The sequence below is a fragment of the Paracoccus sp. DMF-8 genome (assembly GCF_029309835.1).
Classification (GTDB): domain Bacteria; phylum Pseudomonadota; class Alphaproteobacteria; order Rhodobacterales; family Rhodobacteraceae; genus Paracoccus.
Genome location: NZ_JARJHL010000017.1, coordinates 78,847 through 98,072, shown reverse-complemented (window position 1 = coordinate 98,072; position 19,226 = coordinate 78,847). Strand labels below are relative to the sequence as shown.

Sequence of the window (19,226 nt, the reverse complement as noted above, 5' to 3'; positions counted from 1 at the left end):
ATCATGCGCTTTTCCGGCTTTCGCGTCATCAAAGAGGCTCTGACTGGCCATAAGGGGTGGAAACCCCTGTGGCGCAATCCGGAACCTCAGGCCAGCTACGACATCGTCATCGTCGGTGGCGGCGGGCATGGGCTGGCGACGGCCTATTACCTGGCGAAGACATTCGGCAAGGCGCGGATCGCGGTTCTGGAAAAGGGCTGGCTGGGGTCGGGCAATATCGGGCGGAACACGACGATCATCCGCTCGAACTACATGCTGCCGGGCAATGAGCCGTTTTACGAATTTTCCATGAAGCTGTGGGAAAATCTGGAACAGGAATTCAACTTCAACGCGATGGTCAGCCAGCGCGGCATTCTGAACCTGCTGCATACCGATGCGCAGCGCGATGCCTTTCGGCGGCGCGGCAATGCCATGCTGCTGGCAGGCGCGGATGCCGAACTGCTGGATCAGGCCGGGGTGCGGGCCATGTATCCCTGGCTGAATTTCGACAATGCGCGGTTCCCGATCAAGGGCGGGCTGCTGCAACGCCGCGCGGGCACGGCGCGCCATGACGGCGTGGCCTGGGGCTATGCGCGGGGTGCCGATGAACGCGGCGTCGATCTGATCCAGAATTGCGAGGTCACGGGGTTCCGCATCGAAAACGGCCGGGTGCGCGGGGTCGAAACCTCTCGCGGCTATATCGCGGCGGGCAAGGTGGGCGTTGCGGTCGCAGGCTCGTCGGGGCGGGTGATGGAAAAGGCCGGGATGCGCCTGCCCATCGAAAGCCATGTCCTGCAAGCCTTTGTTTCCGAAGGGCTGAAGCCGACCATTCCGGGCGTCATCACCTTTGGCGCGGGACATTTCTATGTCAGCCAGTCGGACAAGGGCGGTCTGGTCTTTGGCGGCGATATCGACGGCTACAATTCCTATGCCCAACGCGGCAATATCCCGGTGATCGAGGATGTCGCCGAGGGCGGCATGGCCCTGATGCCGATGATCGGGCGGGCGCGGCTGCTGCGGGTCTGGGGCGGGATCATGGACATGTCCATGGACGGCTCGCCCTTTATCGACCGGACACCTGTCGAAGGGCTCTATCTGAACGCCGGCTGGTGCTATGGCGGGTTCAAGGCGACGCCCGCCAGCGGCTATTCATTCGCCCATCTGATCGCCACCGACACCCCCCATGACACCGCGCGCGCCTATCGGCTGGATCGCTTCCGGCGCGGCTATGCCATTGATGAAAAAGGCATGGGTGCCCAACCCAATCTGCACTAAGCCCCATATGCACAGATCAGGACTTCAAGAACCATCATGCTGATCCCCCATCCTCTGCTTGGCCTACGCGACGCGCAGGAATTCACCTATCTGGGAGACGCGCGGCTGATCGACCGCCCGAACGGCATGGCCGAAAATGCGGCCGAGGCGTTTCATGATTACGTCTATCTGCGCGACAATCCGGCGGGCGTTCACCGCGAATTGTGGTTTCACGAACAGGGCGACCGTTCCTGGCTGATCGTCACCCGCGACACCACCACCCATGAAATCCTTGGCGCCGAACTGGCCCGCGACGTGGCGCTGACGCGGCGTGGCGCATTGTCGGAAGGGGGGGCGCAGGCATGACACAGCTTTCCGGCGGGCTGATCGATCGCGGGCGGACCATCCGTTTCCGCTTTGACGGCAAGGATTATCAGGGCCATCCGGGCGACACGCTGGCTTCGGCCCTGCTGGCCAATGGCGTGACCTTGATGGGCCGCAGCTTCAAATATCACCGCCCGCGCGGGGTGTTTTCGGCAGGCTCCGAAGAACCGAACGCGCTGGTCGAACTGCGCACGGGCGCGCGGCGCGAGCCCAACACCCGCGCCACCGTGGTCGAGCTGTTCGACGGGCTGGAGGCATCCAGCCAGAACCGCTGGCCGTCGCTGAAACACGACTTCATGGCCGTGAACGATCTGTTCGCGAATTTCTTTGCGGCGGGGTTCTACTACAAGACCTTCATGTGGCCGCGCGCCTTCTGGGAAAAGATCTACGAGCCCGCGATCCGCAAGGCGGCCGGTCTGGGCAGCCTGTCGTTTCAGGCCGATCCCGACGCCTATGACAAGGGCTTTCTGCATTGCGACCTGCTGGTCATCGGCGGCGGTGCGGCGGGTCTGGCAGCCGCGCTGACGGCGGGGCGCGCGGGTGCCCGCGTCATCCTGGCGGACGAGGATTTCCGCCTTGGCGGTCGCCTGCTGGCCGAAACCCATCTGCTGGACGGCGCCCCCGCGACGCGCTGGATCGACAGGGTTCAGGCGGAACTGGACAGCCTGCCGAATGTCCGCGTGATGACCCGCACGACGGTCTGGGGCGCGTTTGACCACGGCGTCTATGGCGCGGTCGAACGGGTGTCCGACCATCTGCCCGACCCGAACGGCGCGGTTCGCCAGACCCTGTGGCGCATCACCGCGCAGCGCACGGTGCTGGCGGCGGGTGCGACGGAACGGCATATCCCCTTTGCCAATAACGACCGCCCAGGCGTCATGCTGGCGGGGGCGGTGCGCGCCTATGCCAACCGTTGGGCGGCGCTGCCCGATGGGCCGGTTGCGATATTCACCAACAATGACGACGGCCATCGCACGGCACTGGATCTGGCCGAAAAGGGCGTCACCATCGCGGGCGTCGTCGATGCGCGGCCCGATGCGCGATCCCTTGGCCGCTATCAGCTTTTCGCCGGTGGCATGGTCACGGATACCAAGGGCCGCCACGGGTTGACCCGGATCGAGGTTGCGCAGAACGGCCAGACGACATGGCTGGATTGCGGCGCGCTTGGGGTCTCGGGCGGGTGGAACCCGAATGTCCATATCGCCTCGCATCATCGCGGGCGGCCGGTCTGGGACGATGGCCTGCAGGCCTTCGTGCCGGGCGAGGGCGGGCCGGTCGGGCTGAGCGCCGCCGGCGCGGCAGCGGGGCAGGGCGCGACGGGTGCGGCGCTGGCATCGGGTGCGGCGGTTGCGCAAGCTGCGCTGGCCGCGATCGGCGTCGACGCCGCGCTGCCCGATCTGCCGCAGGCCGAAAGCGAATTCACCGCGCCCCATCCGGTCTGGCATGTGCCGGGCAAGGGCCGGGCCTGGGTCGATTTCCAGAATGACGTGACGGTCAAGGACGTGAAACTGGCCCATCAGGAAAACCTGCGCCCGGTCGAACATCTGAAACGCTGGACCACGCTTGGCATGGCGACCGATCAGGGCAAGACGGCGAATGTCACCGCGCTGGCGGTGATGGCCGAACTGACCGGGCAAAGCATCCAGAACACCGGCACGACGATTTTCCGCCCGCCCTATACGCCGGTGTCGATGTCGGTGCTGGGTGGCGGCGATACCGGCGCGAATTTCCGCCCGCGCCGCCTGACGCCCACGCATAAATGGGCCAAGGCGCAGGGTGCGGTGTTCATCGAGGTCGGCCAGTGGATGCGCGCGCAATATTTCCCGCGCCCCGGCGAAACCACATGGCGCCAGACCGTCGACCGCGAGGTTCTGGCCACCCGCAAGGGCGTCGGCATCTGCGACGTCACCACGCTTGGCAAGGTCGATGTGCAGGGCGCCGATGCGGCCGAGTTCCTGGACCGGATCTATGCCAATGCGATGAAATCGCTGAAGGTCGGCATGGTTCGCTACGGCCTGATGCTGCGCGAGGATGGCCACGCATGCGACGATGGCACCTGCGCCCGTCTGGCCGATGACCATTATGTCGTCACGACGACCACCGCGCAGGCCGGGCCGGTCTATCGCCATATGGAATATGCGCGGCAATGCCTGTGGCCGGAACTGGATGTGCAACTGATTTCGACCACCGATGCCTGGGCGCAGATCGCCATTGCCGGTCCCAATGCCCGCAAGCTGCTGGAACGTGTCGTGGACGGCGTCGATCTGTCGAACGAGGCATTCCCCATTATGGCCTGCGCCAGCCTGACGGTGTGCCAGGGCCTGCGGGCGCGGCTGTTCCGCATCAGCTTTTCCGGCGAACTGGCCTATGAGCTGGCGGTGCCGGCGCGCTATGGCAATGCGCTGATCCAGCGGCTGATCGAGGTCGGGGCCGATCTGGGCGCCGTGCCCTACGGGACAGAGGCGCTTGGCGTCATGCGCATCGAAAGGGCCATGCCGCAGGCAACGAGTTGAACGGCCAGACCACGGCGCAGATGCTGGGCATGGGCAAGATGGTATCGACGAAAGAGGACAGCATCGGCGCCGTCATGTCGCGCCGCGAGGGGCTGGTGCAGGACAACCGCGTGCTGGTCGGCTTGCAACCCGTCAATGCCGGCGATCCGGTGACCGCGGGGGCGCATCTGTTCGCCGAAGGGGCCGAGCAGAACACCGGGACGGATCTGGGCTGGATCACCTCGGCCTGTTATTCGCCGCATGTGGGTTCGGCTATTGGCTTAGGATTTTTGGCCGATGGCGCCGCAAGGATGGGTGAGGTTATCGTCGCCGCGAACCCCTTGCAGGGCGAAACCGCGCGGCTGCGCGTGGTCAGCGCCCATTTCGTCGATCCTGAAGGAGGGCGGCTTCGTGACTGATTTGCTTGAAACAACCGCTCTTGGACTGGACGGACCGGCCGTGGAACGGCATGGCGGCTTCACCATCAGCGAAAATGCCGATCTGGCGCTGGCGTCTCTGGCGCTGCGCCGGGACGGAACCGATCCCGCGCCCTTTGGCCTGACCCTGCCCGGACCGGGCGGTTGGGTGCAGGGCGGCGGCATCGCGGCCTTCTGGACCGGACCCGGTCAATGGATGGTCGAGGCACCGGGCGGCGCCGCCCGGGATTTCGCTGGTGAACTGAAGTCGGCCTGTCCGGATGCTTCAGTCACCGAACAGACGGACGGCTGGATCGCGTTTGAAATTCAATCGCATGCAGGGGCAAACGCTATCACGGGGCTGGTTGAAAAACTGGTCAATGTTGATACCGGACGCATTTGTCCGGGATTTGCGACGCGAACCGGCCTTGAACATATGAGCGTCTTTGTTATCCGCCGTAGTGAGGAAAATCTGGCGGTAATCGGGATGCGTTCGGCGGCCGGAACGCTCTGGCATGCGCTGACCCATGCGGCGGCGCGCATTCAGGAGGGAAGTGCATGAGCGCTCAGATCATCGACGGCAAGGCATTTGCGGAAAAAGTCCGCGCACAGGTTGGCGAACATGTCGCCCGGCTCAAGGCGGAACACGGGATCACCCCGGTCTGGCCGTGGTGCTGGTTGGCGAAGACCCGGCAAGCCGGTGCCTATGTCCGCAACAAGGGCAAGCAGACCCTTGAGGTCGGCATGAACAGCTATGAACACAAGCTGCCCGCCGACACCCCCCAGGACGAGCTGATGGCCCTGATCGACCGGCTGAACAACGACCCGGCGGTTCATGGCATTCTGGTGCAGCTGCCGCTGCCTGCGCGCATGGATTCGGATGCGGTCATCAACGCGATCGACCCGGCCAAGGACAGCGACGGGTTCCAGATTTCCAACGTCGGCCTGCTGGGCACCGGGCAAAGTCGACAACCGGTATCGCCGCCGGGTCGCCTGATGACGTTGCGCGACCATCTGGGCAACCTGTCCGGCCGAACGCGTGGTCGCTGGGCGCAGCAATATCGTCGGCAAAGTCGATGGCGGTGCTGCTGGGCGACAGCCGCACCGTCACCATCGCGCACAGTCAGACCAAGGATATCGAGGATGTCTGCCGCCGCGCCGACATTCTGGTGGCCGCCGTCGGCCGCCCCGAAATGATCACCGGCGATTGGGTGAAACCCGGCGCGACCGTGATCGACGTGGGCATCAACCGCATCGAACGCGACGGCAAGCCCCGTCTGGTCGGTGACGTGGACTCCGAAAGCGCCGCAAAAGTCGCGGGCGCGATCACCCTGGTTCCGGCGGCGTCGGTCCGATGACCATCGCCTGCCTGCTGGCCAATACCCTGACCGCCTGCTGCCGGTGCAGCAGGATCTGCCCGAGCCCGAGGGCTGACGGCATGAGAAAGGCCGGGAAGAGGTTTTTCGCCCCTCATCATCCCGACTGGAGAAGGAAGATGCAGAAATACACCCTTACCGTGACACTGCCTGTCCAAGCGCGGCATCGTCGCGGCGATCTCGACTCTTTCTGGCGACGAATGGTTGCAACATCACGGACGAGCTCGCAGTTCTGACGCGATCAGGAAAACCGACCGCTTTTTCATGCAGGTCCAGCTTTGTGCCTGAACTGCGGAGCGCCGATCTGGACAAGCTGAACGAGGATTTCGCCGCATCGGCCGCCGAATTCGACATGAAATATGCCTTTCCGATGACGAAAAAGCACCAAGATGAAGGCTTCATCATCATGGTCAGCCGTTTCGGTCACTGCTCTGAACGACCTGCTGTATCGCTGGCGCATCGGGGCGCTGCCGAGTCGACATCGTGGCGGTGATTTCCAACCACATGGATTACCAGCAGGTCGTCGTGAACCACGACATTCCTTATTACTGCATCAAGGTGACCAAGGACAACAAACCGCAGGCCGAGGCCGAACAGATGCGCATCAAACCGCGACACCGGCGCGGAGCTGATCGCAAGCGGCCCGCTACATGCAGGTTCTGTCCGTGAGATGTGCACCGAAATGTCGGGTCGCATCATCAACATCCACCATTCGCTCCTGCCCAGCTTCAAGGGTGCGAACCCTATGCTGCGTGCGTTCCAGCGCGGCGTGAAACTGATCGCGACCAGCCACCATGTCACCGCCGATCCGGACGAAGGTCCGATTATCGAGCAGGACATCATCCGCCGTCGACCATGCCCAATCGCCCGGAGGACGGCGCGTCGCCTTGGTCGCGATGTCGAAAGCCGAAGTTCTGGCCCGTGCGATCCACGCCCATGCCAACAACCGCGTTTTCCTGAACGGCAACAAAGGAACGGTGGTCCTCCCAGCCCTCGCCGGGGATCCTGCAGCTCGGAACGGATGGGCTGATCCCCGCATCGCCTGATGGCTGTCCGGGGCCGGAAACCGCGCCTCGATGGCCGCGAGGCCCGACGGAGAACGGCGCTGGATTACCGCGCGTTGCAAGCTATCGCTCGAGGCCGCTTTCATCCGGCGATCGCTCAAAGGATGTCCGTCTTGTCCGTCCGAGGTCCAGGTCAGCGCGTGCCCTGCTGCGCGAGCCGGTCAGCCGGCGCGACCGTGCAATATGTCGTCGATACGCTGGCCGCGCGCATCCTGTCGCGGTGAGCACGGGCTGGAGCGAGCGCCTGCCTGCAGCAGAACAGCAACCGGCGCGGAGATCCGGGCGTTGCCCGCAATACCGTGCGCGAGGCGCTGGATGTCATCGAAACCCGCGGCATGATTCTGCGCCGCGCGGGGTCGGGATCATTCGTGACATGGGATCCGAATGGCGCGCGGGAATCGGTGACGGCGGTCGCCGCCGAGACCGGGCCGCTGCAACTGCAGGTCATTCGCGGCATTCTGGAACCCGAAATGGTGCGGCTGGCCGTGGTCAGCATGTCGCCCCGCCAGATCGAATCGCTTGGCGAAACCCTGTCCGAAATGGAGGCGGTCCAGACCGATGCCGTGGCCTTTGCCCGGCTGGAAGAAGAATTCCACCGCAAGATCGCGATTGGCACCGGCAACCCCCTGCTGGTGGCCTGCTATGATCTGGTGCTGGACACCCGGCGCCAGTCCTTTCGCGCCGCCATGTATCGCCGCCACCTGACGCCCAACCGCATCGCGGTCTATCAGCGCGGCTATAATGCGCTGTTCAATGCCATCGTCGCCCGCGATATCGAAGAAGCCAGCGAATACATGAAACTGTCGCTGATCGAGGATCAGAAACTGCTGTTGCAGGAATCGTAAGGTCCGCAGCCGATTCTAACCCGGCCTTTGCCTGCGCCTGAGCCGCCAGCCGCTGATGCCAGAGCTGGCCCAGATCGCTGAACTGCCGGTGCAGCGACTGGCCATGTCGCGCCAGCCGGTCGAGGATCGACCCGAATTCGACGATCCGCGCTTTACCCTGCTTGATCTGCACCACCGGCCAGTCGCCGACCAGCGCATTGTCGATGCCGAACAGCGCCGATCCGATCCAGCGCGCGGGGCCAAAGGCATGGGGCATTTCCTGCGCCCGTTTCATCGCCGCCAGAACCGAGACCGGCTCGACCGTGTCGGCGGTTTCGACGGCATTGTGCCACAGATCCAGAATCGAGGCATATTCCCAGCTGACCGCGCTCCATTGCGCCGGAAAACGCTGGTTGTAGGTGTCGAAAAAGGCGCGGGGGCGGCGAAAGAAAAAGGTGGCTTCCGCCAGCAGGGGATCGTCGAAATCGGGGAATTGAAAGGTATAGCCCTCCATGAACCCGACCGAGGTGCGGGCGATCATGCGGGGATAGTTGTCGGCGGTGCAGGACAGGATGCGGCCCCGGAAACCGGCGCGAAAGGCGGCTTCGGTCATTGCCTCGATCATCGGGGGGGATGACGAACACCAGCACAGCACGTCCGGGTCGCCCTGCAGCATCGTGGCGACCAGCCCCTCGGGGTCGCGGTTGTCGGGCGCATAGCGGATTTCGCGCAGCCGCGTCCAGCCGACCGCATCAGCGGCCGCGCGATAGACCGCCAGCGAGGGCAGGCCAAGGCTGTCGGACTGGCTGCACAGCGCGACGCGCCTGCCCGGCGGCAATGCGGGGCCAGATATTCGACGCCGGTGACATTGTGCAGGGGGTGGACCTCTGCCGGGGCGATCAGCGACGGCGTATCGGGCGACAGATCCGACGGCAGCAGCGTCGCGACCAGCGCCCGGCGGCGCATCAGCCGGGGCAGGGCGGGGGCGAAACTGTCGCCGCCAAGGGTCAGGATCAGGCGGACATGCTGATCCTCGACCATGTGACGCGCGGCGGCCAGCACGCCGTCGGCGTCCAGCGCGGCGCTGTCATGGGCGATCATCTCGATCCGGTGGCGCTTGCCGGTGACCATGATGCCGCACCGGCGGTTGATCCATTCGACCCACAGCCGGCAGCCTTCCAGCCCCGGACGACCCCAATATTCCTCTCGGCCCGACAGGGGTGTCAGGAAACCGATCCGCACCGGAGACTGATTCGTTGCGCCCAATCGGGGCAGGGAACCGGTTACGGCAAGGCGCTGTGCAAAGGACCATCTGCTCATGATTTCACCTCTATCCCGGTTTTTCCTGGCAAAAGCGAATATTTTTTCGCCTCAGCCATATTCCTGCGAAGAAAAAGGTTGCCTAAAAATGATCTTGCTGTTGCAATCGGTCTAAACCGGATGATCCGGTATGAGAAACCGGTTGAACCGGATCCGCCAAAGCCAAGACTGAACCAACGTCAGGGAGCAACATATGACCAAGCGTATCGCCATCATTGGCGCGGGCCCCTCGGGCCTGGCCCAGCTGCGCGCCTTTCAATCGGCCGCCCAGAAGGGCGCCGAGATCCCCGAAATCGTCTGCTTTGAAAAGCAGTCGAACTGGGGCGGGTTGTGGAACTACACATGGCGCACCGGCGTCGATGAAAACGGCGAGCCGGTCCATGGTTCGATGTATCGTTACCTGTGGACCAACGGCCCGAAAGAGGGGCTGGAGTTTGCGGATTATTCGTTCGAGGAACATTTCGGCAAGCAGATCGCATCCTATCCGCCCCGCGCCGTGATGTTCGACTATATCGAGGGCCGCGTGGTCAAGGCGGGCGTGCGCGACTGGATCCGCTTCAGCTCGGTCATCCGTTGGGTCGAATACGACGACGAGGCGGGCGATTTCACCGTCACCGTCCATGATCTGGCCAAGGATCACGTCTACAAGGAACGCTTCGACCACGTCATCGTCGCCTCGGGGCATTTCTCCAGCCCGAACGTGCCGGAATATCCGGGCTTTGAAACCTTTGCCGGGCGCATCGTCCACGCCCGTGACTTCCGCGATGCCCGCGAATTCGAAGGTCAGGACGTGCTGGTCGTCGGATCAAGCTATTCGGCCGAGGATATCGGGTCGCAGTGCTGGAAATACGGCGCGAAATCCATCACCTCCTGCTACCGCACGGCGCCGATGGGCTTCAAATGGCCCGACAACTGGGAAGAAAAATGTGCGATGGAAAAGCTGGTCGGCAAGACCGTGCATTTCGTCGATGGCACGACCCGAAAGGTTGACGCGATCATCCTGTGCACCGGCTACAAGCATTATTTCCCCTTCCTGCCCGATGACCTGCGCCTGAAAACCGCGAACCGCCTGGCGACCGCCGATCTCTACAAGGGCGTCGTCTATGTCCACAACACCAAGCTGTTCTATCTGGGCATGCAGGACCAGTGGTTCACCTTCAACATGTTCGACGCGCAGGCGTGGTATGTCCGCGACATCATCCTGGGCCGCATCGCGGTGCCTCAGGACAAGGCCGCACTGCTGGCCGATGTCGCCGCCCGCGTCGCCGGCGAAGAGGCGGAAGAGGGTGACAAATATGCGATCAAGTATCAGGGCGAATACGTCAAGGAACTGATCGCGGAAACCGATTACCCCAGCTTTGATGTCGATGGCGCTTGCGCCGCCTTCTACGAATGGAAGGATCACAAGAAGCAGGATATCATGGGCTTCCGCAACCAGCGCTACAAATCGGTCATCACCGGCACGATGGCGCCGTCGCATCATACGCCGTGGAACACCGCGCTGGACGATTCCATGGCCGCCTATTTGCAGAACTAAGGACAAACGGCGCCGCGCGTGCGCCGTCCCCATCCACGGGAGGATGAACGTCAATGACACTTGCATCAGAGGCGCTGTTCCGGGCAGGCCCGCCCCGCGCGACCCGCGCGCGGAGGGCCAGCGCCTGGACGCTGGCACCTTCGCAGGAGCGTCACATCGTGCCGGGAAGGGGTGCGATCGTGGTCGAGGTCATGCCCGGAGACAGGCTGGAAATCGTCAATGATGAAGGGGGCCAGCGCTGCGAGCTGCTGGTCGCCCATCCTGACGGCAGGCTGGATCCCGGCATTCTGGGGGCAACCGCCGATGCCTCGGCCAACGGGCTGCGCGGCTTGCAGGAATCGGATGATGCCAGCCTTGCGCGGGTCCGGCTTGGGCTGCTGCGTCGCGGGATCGACGCGTCGCAGGCCCGTGCGGTCGGCGTGTTCGGTGCGGAAAGCCGCGCCGGGCAGCGCGTCGAATTCACCGCGCAGGGCCGGGCATGGGTGATCATCGCCGCCCCGGCCACGCCCATGGATTTCGAGGCGCAGGATACCGCCACCCCGCTGACCGTGCTGATCACGCGCAAGACCGCGCGCAAGGCCGGGCAGTTCGCGCTGCCCGATCCGCTGGCCGATCCGGTTCTGGACCTGCGCGTCCATTCCGCAACGGCGGAATCCTATGTCGTGCGGGCCGGTGAGTTCATCCAGATCATGGATGTCGATGGCCGCCAATGCACGGATTTCCAGTGCTTTGACGCGCGCAAGCTGGATCGCGGCATCGTCCATCCGCTGGATGTGACGACCACCCGCACCATTCAGGGTCATGCCTATCCGGATGCCCGGCCTGCATGCGAAATATTACGATCAGGACAATATCCCGCTGGTCGAGGTCATTCAGGACACCTGCGGGCGTCACGATGCCTTTGCCATGGCCTGTGCGGCGAAATATTACGATGACATCGGCTATCCGGGTCACGCCAACTGTTCGACAATTTCAACGGCGCGCTGGATGCTTATGGCGTTCCCGCCGCGCGCGGGCTGGATGGCTGCGAACTTTTTCTTCAACACGGCTATCGACGAGCATGGCATCATGACCGCCGATGAACCGTGGTCGCGGCCGGGCGATTATGTGCTGCTGCGCGCGATGACCGATCTGGTCTGCGTGTCCTCTGCCTGCCCCGACGATACATCGCCCGCCAATGGCTGGCACCTGACCGATATCCATGTGCGCACCTATGGAGCGAACCAGCGTTTTTCGCGCGGTTCGGCATGGCGCGCCACTGCCGACGCGGAGCCCGTCATGACCCGTGAGACTGCCTTCCACCGCAAATTCGCGGAACTCACCAGCAATTTCGTCGAATACAAGGGCTTTTGGCTGCCCAATTCCTTCCCCGGCACCGATCCGGTGGAAAGCTACTGGGCCTGCCGCGAGGGCGTGGTGGTCATGGACCTGTCCGCCCTGCGCAAGTTCGAGGTCACCGGCCCCGATGCCGAGGCGCTGATGAACTGGGTCCTGACCCGCGATGTCAGCAAGCTGGGCCACGGGCAGGTCGTCTATTCCGCGATGTGCTATCCGCATGGCGGCATGATCGACGACGGCACCCTGTTCCGTCTGGGCGAACATAATTTCCGCTGGATCGGTGGTTCCGACGAAGGCGGCGTCTGGATGCGCGAACAGGCCGAAAAGCTGGGGCTGAACGTGATGATCCGGTCCTCGACCGATCAGATGCACAACCTGGCGGTGCAGGGGCCGAAATCGCGCGATCTGATGAAGGAAATCATCTGGACCCCGCCGCATCAGCCCGCCATCGCGGACATGGGCTGGTTCCGCTTTACCGTGGGCCGGATCGGCGGGCCGCAGGGCGTGCCGGTCGTGGTGTCGCGGACGGGTTACACCGGCGAGCTGGGCTATGAGATCTTTTGCCACCCCAAACATGGCGATGTCGTCTTTGAGGCGGTCTGGAACACCGGCCAGTCCTACGGCATCCGCCCGATGGGTCTGGCGGGGCTGGATCTGGTGCGGATCGAGGCCGGGCTGGTGTTCGCGGGCTATGATTTCAGCGACCAGACCGACCCGTTCGAGGCGGGCGTGGGTTTTACCGTCCCGCTGAAATCCAAGAACGTCGATTTCATCGGCCGCGAAGCCTTGCAACGCCGCAAGGATCACCCCTCGCGCAAGTTCGTCGGCATCGAGGTCGAGGGGCAGGAAGCCATCGGCCACGGCGATTGCGTCCGCATCGGTCGCGCGCAGGTCGGTGAAATCTGTTCGGCCATGCGTTCGCCCCGCACCGGCAAGGTCATCGCGCTGGCCCGCGTCGATCTGGCTCATGCCGAGCCGGGCACCGATGTCGAAGTCGGGCGTCTGGACGGTCAGATGAAGCGCCTGACCGCCAGGATCACGACCTTTCCCAGCTATGACCCGACCAAGGAAAGGCCGCGTTCGTGACCTGATATCCCCGGCATCGCGCCCTTTGAGGAGGGGGCGCGGTGCCGATACCACTCCGATGGCCGCATCAGGCCAGCGGCAAGGACCGTCAAAACCGGCGGCGACCACAAGAACGGGGCGAAACCGCCCGCTCACCACGTTCAGGGAGTGCGTGACGTGACAGATCGACTGCCGCAGCTTTCGGCTTGTGCCCCCGGCCTTCGCAGGCCGCGCGGCGCGACGGATGCCCGCAGCTGCGCCGCCGCGATCTGGCGTCCCGCAAGGGTCCCCGCCACCCCTAACGCCGGGCTGCCCATCGCATCCCGGCCCGACCAACCCAAGAGGAGAGAAGCGACATGACTGCATCGTGGAGATTTTCGGCACTGGCCGACAGGCACCGGGCCCTTGGCTCGAACCGCGAAGACTGGAGCGGCATGGGCACCGCCCGGACCTATGACAAGGACCAGACCGAAGAATATCTGGCGATCCGCACCAAGGCCGGGGTCATGGATGTCTCGGGGCTGAAAAAGGTCCATGTCATCGGCCCCCATGCCAGCCATGTCATCGACCGCGCCACCACCCGCAATGTCGAAAAGATCAAGCCGGGCCGGTCCAGCTATGCCTGCATGCTGAACGATCAGGGCAAGTTCATCGACGATTGCGTGATCTACCGCATGGGGCCGCACAGCTTCATGGTCGTGCATGGGGCCGGCGCCGGCCACGAGCAACTGACCCGCGCCGCGCTTGGCCGCAATGTGCAGGTGATGTTCGACGACGACCTGCATGATATTTCGCTGCAAGGCCCGGTTGCCGTCGATTTCCTGGCCAAACATGTGCCGGGCATTCGTGACCTGGCCTATTTCAGCCACACCCACACCACGCTGTTCGACAAGCCGGTGACGATCTCGCGCACCGGCTATACCGGCGAACGCGGCTATGAAATCTTTTGCCGCCGTCAGGATGCCGTGGAAATCTGGGACCGGATCGTCGCCGAAGGCGCGGAAATGGGCATCATCCCGACCCGCTTCACGACGCTGGACCTGCTGCGCACCGAAAGCTATCTGCTGTTCTATCCCTATGACAACAGCGAAACCTATCCGTTCGAGAATGAACCGGGTGGTGATACGCTGTGGGAACTGGGTCTGGATTTCACCGTCTCGCCCGGCAAGACCGGTTTCCGCGGCGCCGAGGAGCATTACCGGCTGAAAGGCAAGGAACGCTTCAAGATCTATGGCGTCAAGCTGGAAGGGACCGAGCCCGCCGCCGAAGGCGCGCCGGTCATCGTGGACGGCAAGCAGGTCGGTGTCGTCACCGTTGGCATGAACAGCCCGCTGAACAACTGGAACGTCGGCATCGCCCGGCTGCCGGTCGAATGCGCCGTGCCGGGCACGCCCCTGACCATCCGCAACCCCGGCGGCGATATCGCGGCGACGGCCCAACCCATGCCCTTCTACGACCCGGACAAGAAGATCCGCACCGCCAAGGGCTGATGACGACCGGCGAGGCGGCGCAAGATCGCCTCGCCCCGACCAACAGGAGCCGAACATGCAACGAACCGAAGACGCCTCCGTTTTCCGCAGCCGACCGGTCTATCCCAAACCCGTCTCGCGCGGGGGCGTGCCGACATTGATGGCTGCCGAAGGCGGCGGGCGGCGCGGCCGTGATTGAGCTTGCGGCGACCGACCCCGAAGGGATGACCGACGCGCATGTGATCTATATCCCCTCGGGCAGCGATCTGGGCCCGCAGATCGCCGCACTGTCGCCCCGGCTGTATCATCAGGCGGGCCAGCCATCAGGCCGTGCTGCCACGGCTGAACAAGGCCCTGTCCGAGGCGCATATGGGCACCCATCTGTATATCGCCGGGGACGAGGGGCTGATCGGCCGGGTCAGCGTGGCCGCGCTGGCGGCGGGCCTGCCCCTGGGCGCGATTCAGGCCGAACGGCACGGCGGGACGGCGCGGCGGATGCAATGCGTCCACTGCAAGGGCATCACCGAAAATGTCACCACCGACCCCTATGTTCTGTTCGCAAGTATTTCGCGGGCTGACGCTGTTCGTCCGCGACCATTATTCGCGCCGCCTCGGCGCCTTTCAGGGTGTCTGCGTCGATGCCGAAACACCGGGCATCGTCCCCCCCACGCAGGAGATCCAGCCATGACCACCAGATCGCTGCGGGTCGCCGAGGTCGAGCCGCTGACCTCCCAGATCACCCGCTTTCGTTTCGAAGACCCCGACGGCGCGCAACTGCCGCTGTTTTCCGGCGGCGCCCATGTCGTCGTCGAAATGCCCGATGGCGACGTGCTGCGACGCAATGCCTATTCGCTGATTTCCGATCCGATGGACGGGTCGGGCTATGAAATCGCGGTCCGGCGCGACGATGCGGGGCGGGGCGGGTCGCGCTATATGCACACCCATGTCCACCCCGGCAATACCCTGCGGATCGGCGCGCCGGTCAACCTGTTCTCGCTGGATCTGCGGGCGAAAAAGCATCTGCTGATCGGCGGCGGTATCGGGGTCACGCCTCTTCGTGTCGCAAATCCAAACAGCTTTCGCGGCTGCAACTGCCGCCCGAACTGTTCTATTCGGTGCGCAACTGGCACGAGGCGGCGGGCATGAAGCTGCTGCCGAAGCTGCCGCAGGTGCATGTGCAGATCACCGAGGAAAACGGCTTTCTGGACCTGCGCGCGATCCTGAGCGGCCAGCCCATGGGCGCGCATGTCTACGCGAACCTGCGGCCCGCAGCCGATGATCGACGCGGTCCGCGACACCGCCGCCGCGCTTGGCTGGCCACGCGATGCGCTGCATTCCGAAAGTCTTTCTTGGCGCCGCCGCCGGGCGAAAGCTTTCAGGTCACGCTGGCGAAATCGGGCATCACCATCACGGTCAACCCGCATCAAAGCCTGCTGGAGGCGCTGGAGGCCGCGGGTGTCGATGCGCCGTGGCTGTGCCGGGGCGGGGCCTGCGGCCAGTGTGAAACCGATGTCGCGTCCTGCGAGGGCGAGATGCCGCACAACGACCACTGGCTGACCGACGACGACAAGGCCGCGAAATCCAAGATCATGCCCTGTGTCTCGCGATTCCGGGGCAAGGAACTCATCATAGACAGGTGAATGCGATGACCATCCAGTTCAACGACGAAACCTTCCGCGACGATTATACCTATCACAATTCGGCGCGCGCGATCCGCCGCTTTCCGTTCCCCTTCGACAAAGACGACTACATGTATTCCGTCAACATGGAGCCGCATCAGGGGGGCCGGGGCGAGGATCCGGTTTTTTGAAGCCCGCTTTGACGTGGACGAACATTACATCAGCGAAATGCGCGACCGGGCGATCACCCTGGCCGAAGATCCGCTGCGCTGCCAGTCGCTGCCCCATATGGAACTGGCGGGCTGGGATGTGCTGGAACTGATCATGGTGTCCAAATCCGAGGATTACCCCGATCTGTTCGAACTGCACCGCGACGGCAACAACTGGCACTGGATCAACAAGCCCTCGGGCATCGACCAGAAATTCACCTTTCTGGATCCGACGACGCTGCCCTGCGGCCCGCTGGAATATATCACCCGTCAGGCGCAGGGCGATTTCGCGGTGCTGGACCAGCGCGAAGGCAATCTGTGGATGGATGCCGGGATGATCACCAGCCAGGCGGACTGGAGCCTGGATTTCGACATCGGCATGAATTTCTTCGAATGGCACGCACCCGTGCCCAAGGCCGCCGAAATGGGGATTTTCCAGCGCGCGCTGAAATTCCTGCTGAACATCCAGCAGGGCGATCCCTCGCGCCGGCTGAACTGGACGATGACGGTCAATCCGCGTCTGGATACCAGCCCCGAAAACTATCACAAATGGGGCCCGGAAAAGCGCACGGTGACGCCTGAAAACCTTGGCCAGAAACAATATCTGCGGGTCGAGTTGCAGACGTTTTTCCGCCTGCCGCGTTCCAACGGCCTGCTGTTTCCGATCCGCTGCTATCTGATCCGGCTGGACGATCTGGTGACGGTGCCGAAATGGGGCCGCCGCTTTCACCGGGTCTTGCGCGACCTGCCTGATGAGCTGGCCGAATACAAGGGATTTGCCGTGAACCGTCCGATGATTGTCGAGTGGCTGTCGAAATATGACGACGGCGCGCCAACCTCTCCGGGCACAGCACCTGACGTTTGATCGGGTTCCGGCAAAAAAGGCGACCGCCGTTCTTCCCCGCGGCGGTCGCCCTCAATTCATGTCCTGCGTCGGCGGAGCGCGTCAACGGCACGGTCACCAGCGCCACTGGCGACCGTCGCCATCCGGGGCCTGACAGCCATAGGGCGGCAGCACATTGCCAAAGGTCTGGTGCAGCCGGTCGCAGCCCCATTTGTTGATCGGGCCGGGCATCAGGTTGTTCAGGTCGATGCCGATTTCATCATAGGGGCTGTCGGTGTTGGTGACGTATCCATACCATTTGTATCCGGCTATCACCACAACGGCGATCACAACGGCCGCAGCGATCGTCAGGATTTTCCGCATTTCTGTCCCGCTTTCACGATTTGATTTCCGCCTGCCCTAACGCGGCGCGGCGACAAGATCAAACCGGACGAAAGCGTTACGTCCCCGCCGTGGCCGGAAAATTCCCCATCGGAAAATTCCCGATCAGAAGATCCCCGTCACATACAGCAGGATGATGACCACGATCGGTATGCCAAGCAGATAGGCGATGATTCCCTTCATTTTTCCGTCTCCGTCCTGTTCCTTGACATCAACACGGGCGGGCTGTCCCAGGTTCCCGACCGGGCCATTTCCCGGGGCCATTTCTCTCGGGCGGGCGGCCAGCGATTGCAGGCAAAATGTCGAACGCCACTTGTGGTTCCGGCGCGACGCGCCTAGAAGGCAGCGGTTGAAAAATGGGCTACTGGGGGCAATACATGCCGCTTCTGGTGATGAAATTCGGCGGCACCTCGGTGGCCGACCTGGACCGCATCAAGAAAGCTGCCCGAAAGGTGCGGCGAGAGGTCGAACGCGGCTATGACGTCATCGTCATCGTCAGCGCGATGTCGAGCAAGACGAGATGACCTGGTGGGCTGGGTCGAGGCGACCTCGCCCATGTTCGACGCCCGCGAATATGACGCCGTGGTCAGTTCCGGCGAAAACGTCACCGCAGGGCTGATGTCGCTGACCTTGCAGGAAATGGGCGTGCCCGCGCGTAGCTGGCAGGGCTGGCAGGTGCCGATCAACACGACCGCCGCCCATTCCGCCGCGCGTTTCGTCGATATTCCGCGACCACAACATCGACCAGAAATTCGCCGAAGGCATGCGCGTCGCCGTGATCGCGGGTTTTCAGGGCCTGTCGCCCGAGGGCCGCATCACCACGCTTGGCCGGGGCGGGTCGGACACCACCGCCGTCGCCTGTCGCCGCCGCCTTTGGCGCCGGAACGCTGCGACATCTATACCGATGTCGATGGCATCTATACCACCGATCCGCGCATCACCTCGAAAGCGCGCAAGCTGGACAAGATCGCGTTCGAGGAAATGCTGGAACTCGCCAGCCTTGGCGCCAAGGTGCTGCAAACGCGCTCGGTCGAACTAGCGATGCGCTACAATGTCCGTCTGCGGGTGCTGTCCTCCTTTGACGAAACCGACGAAACGTCGGGCACCCTTGTTTGCGATGAGGATGAAATCATGGAATCGAAAGTCGTCAACGGCGTCGCCTATTCCCGCGAGGAAGCCAAGCTGACGCTGGTCACGGTCGAGGACAAGCCCGGCATTTCCGCCGCGATTTTCGCGCCTCTGGCCGATGCGGGCGTGAACGTGGACATGATCGTCCAGAATATTTCCGAAAAGGATTACGAAGATCACCCCGGTTCGGTGACCGACATGACCTTTTCCTGCCCGGTGAACCAGGTCGCCCGCGCCCGCAAGGCGATGGAGGAAGCCAAGGCCGCCGGTCACATCGCCTATGACGAACTGGTCGTCGATACCGAAGTCGCCAAGGTGTCGGTCGTCGGCATCGGCATGCGCAGCCATGCGGGCGTCGCCGCGCGCATGTTCAAGGCGCTGGCTGATGAAAACATCAACATCAAGGTCATCGCGACCAGCGAAATCAAGATTTCGGTGCTGATCGACCGCAAGTATATGGAACTTGCCGTGCAGGCGCTGCATGATGCCTTTGAGCTGGAAAAGGCCTGATTTCGGGCCCGCGGCTT

15 protein-coding genes and 5 pseudogenes are annotated in these 19,226 nt (G+C 63.5%); 17 read left to right on the top strand and 3 right to left on the bottom strand.

All coding sequences use genetic code 11. From position 1 onward, the window contains the following. Positions 1–3 precede the first annotated feature (3 nt). From PE067_RS18420 to PE067_RS18385, 8 genes and pseudogenes are all read left to right on the top strand, one after another. Positions 4–1,254, top strand: coding sequence for a sarcosine oxidase subunit beta family protein (locus PE067_RS18420; protein ID WP_276191155.1), 1,251 nt, complete (start codon positions 4–6; stop codon positions 1,252–1,254). A gap of 36 nt (positions 1,255–1,290) precedes the next feature. Next, positions 1,291–1,599, top strand: a complete 309-nt coding sequence (locus PE067_RS18415) for a sarcosine oxidase subunit delta (protein WP_276191154.1) — start codon at positions 1,291–1,293, stop codon at positions 1,597–1,599. Next, positions 1,596–4,528, top strand: a pseudogene (locus PE067_RS18410) (sarcosine oxidase subunit alpha family protein). The gene PE067_RS18415 and the pseudogene PE067_RS18410 overlap by 4 nt, the downstream one beginning before the upstream one ends. Further along, positions 4,521–5,087, top strand: coding sequence for a sarcosine oxidase subunit gamma (locus tag PE067_RS18405; RefSeq protein WP_276191153.1), 567 nt, complete (start codon positions 4,521–4,523; stop codon positions 5,085–5,087). The pseudogene PE067_RS18410 and the gene PE067_RS18405 overlap by 8 nt, the downstream one beginning before the upstream one ends. Then, a complete protein-coding gene (locus PE067_RS18400) occupies positions 5,084–5,722 on the top strand; it encodes a tetrahydrofolate dehydrogenase/cyclohydrolase catalytic domain-containing protein (protein ID WP_276191152.1) in 639 nt (212 codons plus the stop codon). Before PE067_RS18405 ends, PE067_RS18400 begins: the two co-directional genes overlap by 4 nt. Beyond that, the gene (locus PE067_RS18395; RefSeq protein WP_276191597.1) at positions 5,608–5,883 is read left to right on the top strand and encodes a hypothetical protein; all 276 of its coding nucleotides are present in this window, start codon (positions 5,608–5,610) and stop codon (positions 5,881–5,883) included. The genes PE067_RS18400 and PE067_RS18395 overlap by 115 nt, the downstream gene beginning before the upstream one ends. 137 nt (positions 5,884–6,020) lie before the next feature. Next, positions 6,021–6,931, top strand: a pseudogene (locus tag PE067_RS18390) (formyltetrahydrofolate deformylase). A 333-nt stretch (positions 6,932–7,264) separates the two neighbouring features. Next, positions 7,265–7,810, top strand: a complete 546-nt coding sequence (locus PE067_RS18385) for an FCD domain-containing protein (protein ID WP_346429731.1) — start codon at positions 7,265–7,267, stop codon at positions 7,808–7,810. On the opposite strand, the gene PE067_RS22010 is transcribed toward PE067_RS18385, so the two are convergent. Both PE067_RS22010 and PE067_RS22005 read right to left on the bottom strand, forming a co-directional pair. Continuing rightward, positions 7,716–8,627, bottom strand: coding sequence for an ABC transporter substrate-binding protein (locus PE067_RS22010; RefSeq protein ID WP_346429730.1), 912 nt, complete (start codon positions 8,625–8,627; stop codon positions 7,716–7,718). The two genes, PE067_RS18385 and PE067_RS22010, sit on opposite strands and share 95 nt — an antisense overlap. Before the next feature lie 131 nt (positions 8,628–8,758). Then, a pseudogene (locus PE067_RS22005) lies at positions 8,759–9,109 on the bottom strand (ABC transporter substrate-binding protein); the annotation flags it as partial. 193 nt (positions 9,110–9,302) lie between these two features. Here PE067_RS22005 and PE067_RS18375 point away from each other — a divergent pair. The 7 genes and pseudogenes from PE067_RS18375 to PE067_RS18350 all read left to right on the top strand — a co-directional run bounded on the left by PE067_RS18375 (position 9,303) and on the right by PE067_RS18350 (position 17,211). Then, the gene (locus PE067_RS18375) at positions 9,303–10,646 is read left to right on the top strand and encodes an NAD(P)/FAD-dependent oxidoreductase (protein ID WP_276191150.1); all 1,344 of its coding nucleotides are present in this window, start codon (positions 9,303–9,305) and stop codon (positions 10,644–10,646) included. A 53-nt stretch (positions 10,647–10,699) separates the two neighbouring features. After that, on the top strand, positions 10,700–11,581 hold the full coding sequence (locus tag PE067_RS22000) for a DUF1989 domain-containing protein (protein ID WP_346429729.1): 882 nt from the start codon (positions 10,700–10,702) through the stop codon (positions 11,579–11,581). Beyond that, positions 11,469–13,070, top strand: coding sequence for a DUF1989 domain-containing protein (locus PE067_RS18370; protein ID WP_346429740.1), 1,602 nt, complete (start codon positions 11,469–11,471; stop codon positions 13,068–13,070). Before PE067_RS22000 ends, PE067_RS18370 begins: the two co-directional genes overlap by 113 nt. 335 nt (positions 13,071–13,405) lie before the next feature. Beyond that, positions 13,406–14,539 carry an aminomethyltransferase family protein gene (locus PE067_RS18365; RefSeq protein ID WP_276191149.1) on the top strand — a complete coding sequence of 378 codons (1,134 nt, stop codon included), beginning with the start codon at positions 13,406–13,408 and terminating at the stop codon, positions 14,537–14,539. 55 nt (positions 14,540–14,594) lie between these two features. Then, positions 14,595–14,717, top strand: coding sequence for a hypothetical protein (locus tag PE067_RS18360; RefSeq protein ID WP_276191148.1), 123 nt, complete (start codon positions 14,595–14,597; stop codon positions 14,715–14,717). Positions 14,718–15,202: 485 nt separating this feature from the next. Next, positions 15,203–16,158, top strand: a pseudogene (locus tag PE067_RS18355) (PDR/VanB family oxidoreductase). 5 nt (positions 16,159–16,163) lie between these two features. Beyond that, positions 16,164–17,211: pseudogene (locus PE067_RS18350) on the top strand (DUF3445 domain-containing protein). A gap of 93 nt (positions 17,212–17,304) precedes the next feature. Here PE067_RS18350 and PE067_RS18345 read toward each other — a convergent pair. Then, positions 17,305–17,553, bottom strand: a complete 249-nt coding sequence (locus PE067_RS18345; protein WP_276191147.1) for a hypothetical protein — start codon at positions 17,551–17,553, stop codon at positions 17,305–17,307. Between the two features lie 374 nt (positions 17,554–17,927). Here PE067_RS18345 and PE067_RS18340 point away from each other — a divergent pair, with 374 nt between their 5' ends. Together PE067_RS18340 and PE067_RS18335 are read left to right on the top strand one after the other, a co-directional pair. Continuing rightward, complete coding sequence (locus PE067_RS18340; RefSeq protein WP_276191146.1) at positions 17,928–18,095, top strand: hypothetical protein; 168 nt, start codon at positions 17,928–17,930, stop codon at positions 18,093–18,095. Positions 18,096–18,099: 4 nt separating this feature from the next. Further along, complete coding sequence (locus PE067_RS18335; protein ID WP_276191145.1) at positions 18,100–19,209, top strand: aspartate kinase; 1,110 nt, start codon at positions 18,100–18,102, stop codon at positions 19,207–19,209. Positions 19,210–19,226 lie beyond the last annotated feature (17 nt).

What these genes read in the sequence shown, in the direction of transcription:
- PE067_RS18365 (WP_276191149.1), top strand. Translation starts at nt 13,406, where the DNA reads ATGACTGCATCGTGGAGATTTTCGGCACTGGCCGACAGGCACCGGGCC.
- PE067_RS18340 (WP_276191146.1), top strand. Translation starts at nt 17,928, where the DNA reads ATGGGCTACTGGGGGCAATACATGCCGCTTCTGGTGATGAAATTCGGC.
- PE067_RS18360 (WP_276191148.1), top strand. Translation starts at nt 14,595, where the DNA reads ATGCAACGAACCGAAGACGCCTCCGTTTTCCGCAGCCGACCGGTCTAT.
- PE067_RS18375 (WP_276191150.1), top strand. Translation starts at nt 9,303, where the DNA reads ATGACCAAGCGTATCGCCATCATTGGCGCGGGCCCCTCGGGCCTGGCC.
- PE067_RS18415 (WP_276191154.1), top strand. Translation starts at nt 1,291, where the DNA reads ATGCTGATCCCCCATCCTCTGCTTGGCCTACGCGACGCGCAGGAATTC.
- PE067_RS18345 (WP_276191147.1), bottom strand. Translation starts at nt 17,553, where the DNA reads ATGCGGAAAATCCTGACGATCGCTGCGGCCGTTGTGATCGCCGTTGTG.
- PE067_RS18420 (WP_276191155.1), top strand. Translation starts at nt 4, where the DNA reads ATGCGCTTTTCCGGCTTTCGCGTCATCAAAGAGGCTCTGACTGGCCAT.
- PE067_RS22000 (WP_346429729.1), top strand. Translation starts at nt 10,700, where the DNA reads ATGACACTTGCATCAGAGGCGCTGTTCCGGGCAGGCCCGCCCCGCGCG.
- PE067_RS18400 (WP_276191152.1), top strand. Translation starts at nt 5,084, where the DNA reads ATGAGCGCTCAGATCATCGACGGCAAGGCATTTGCGGAAAAAGTCCGC.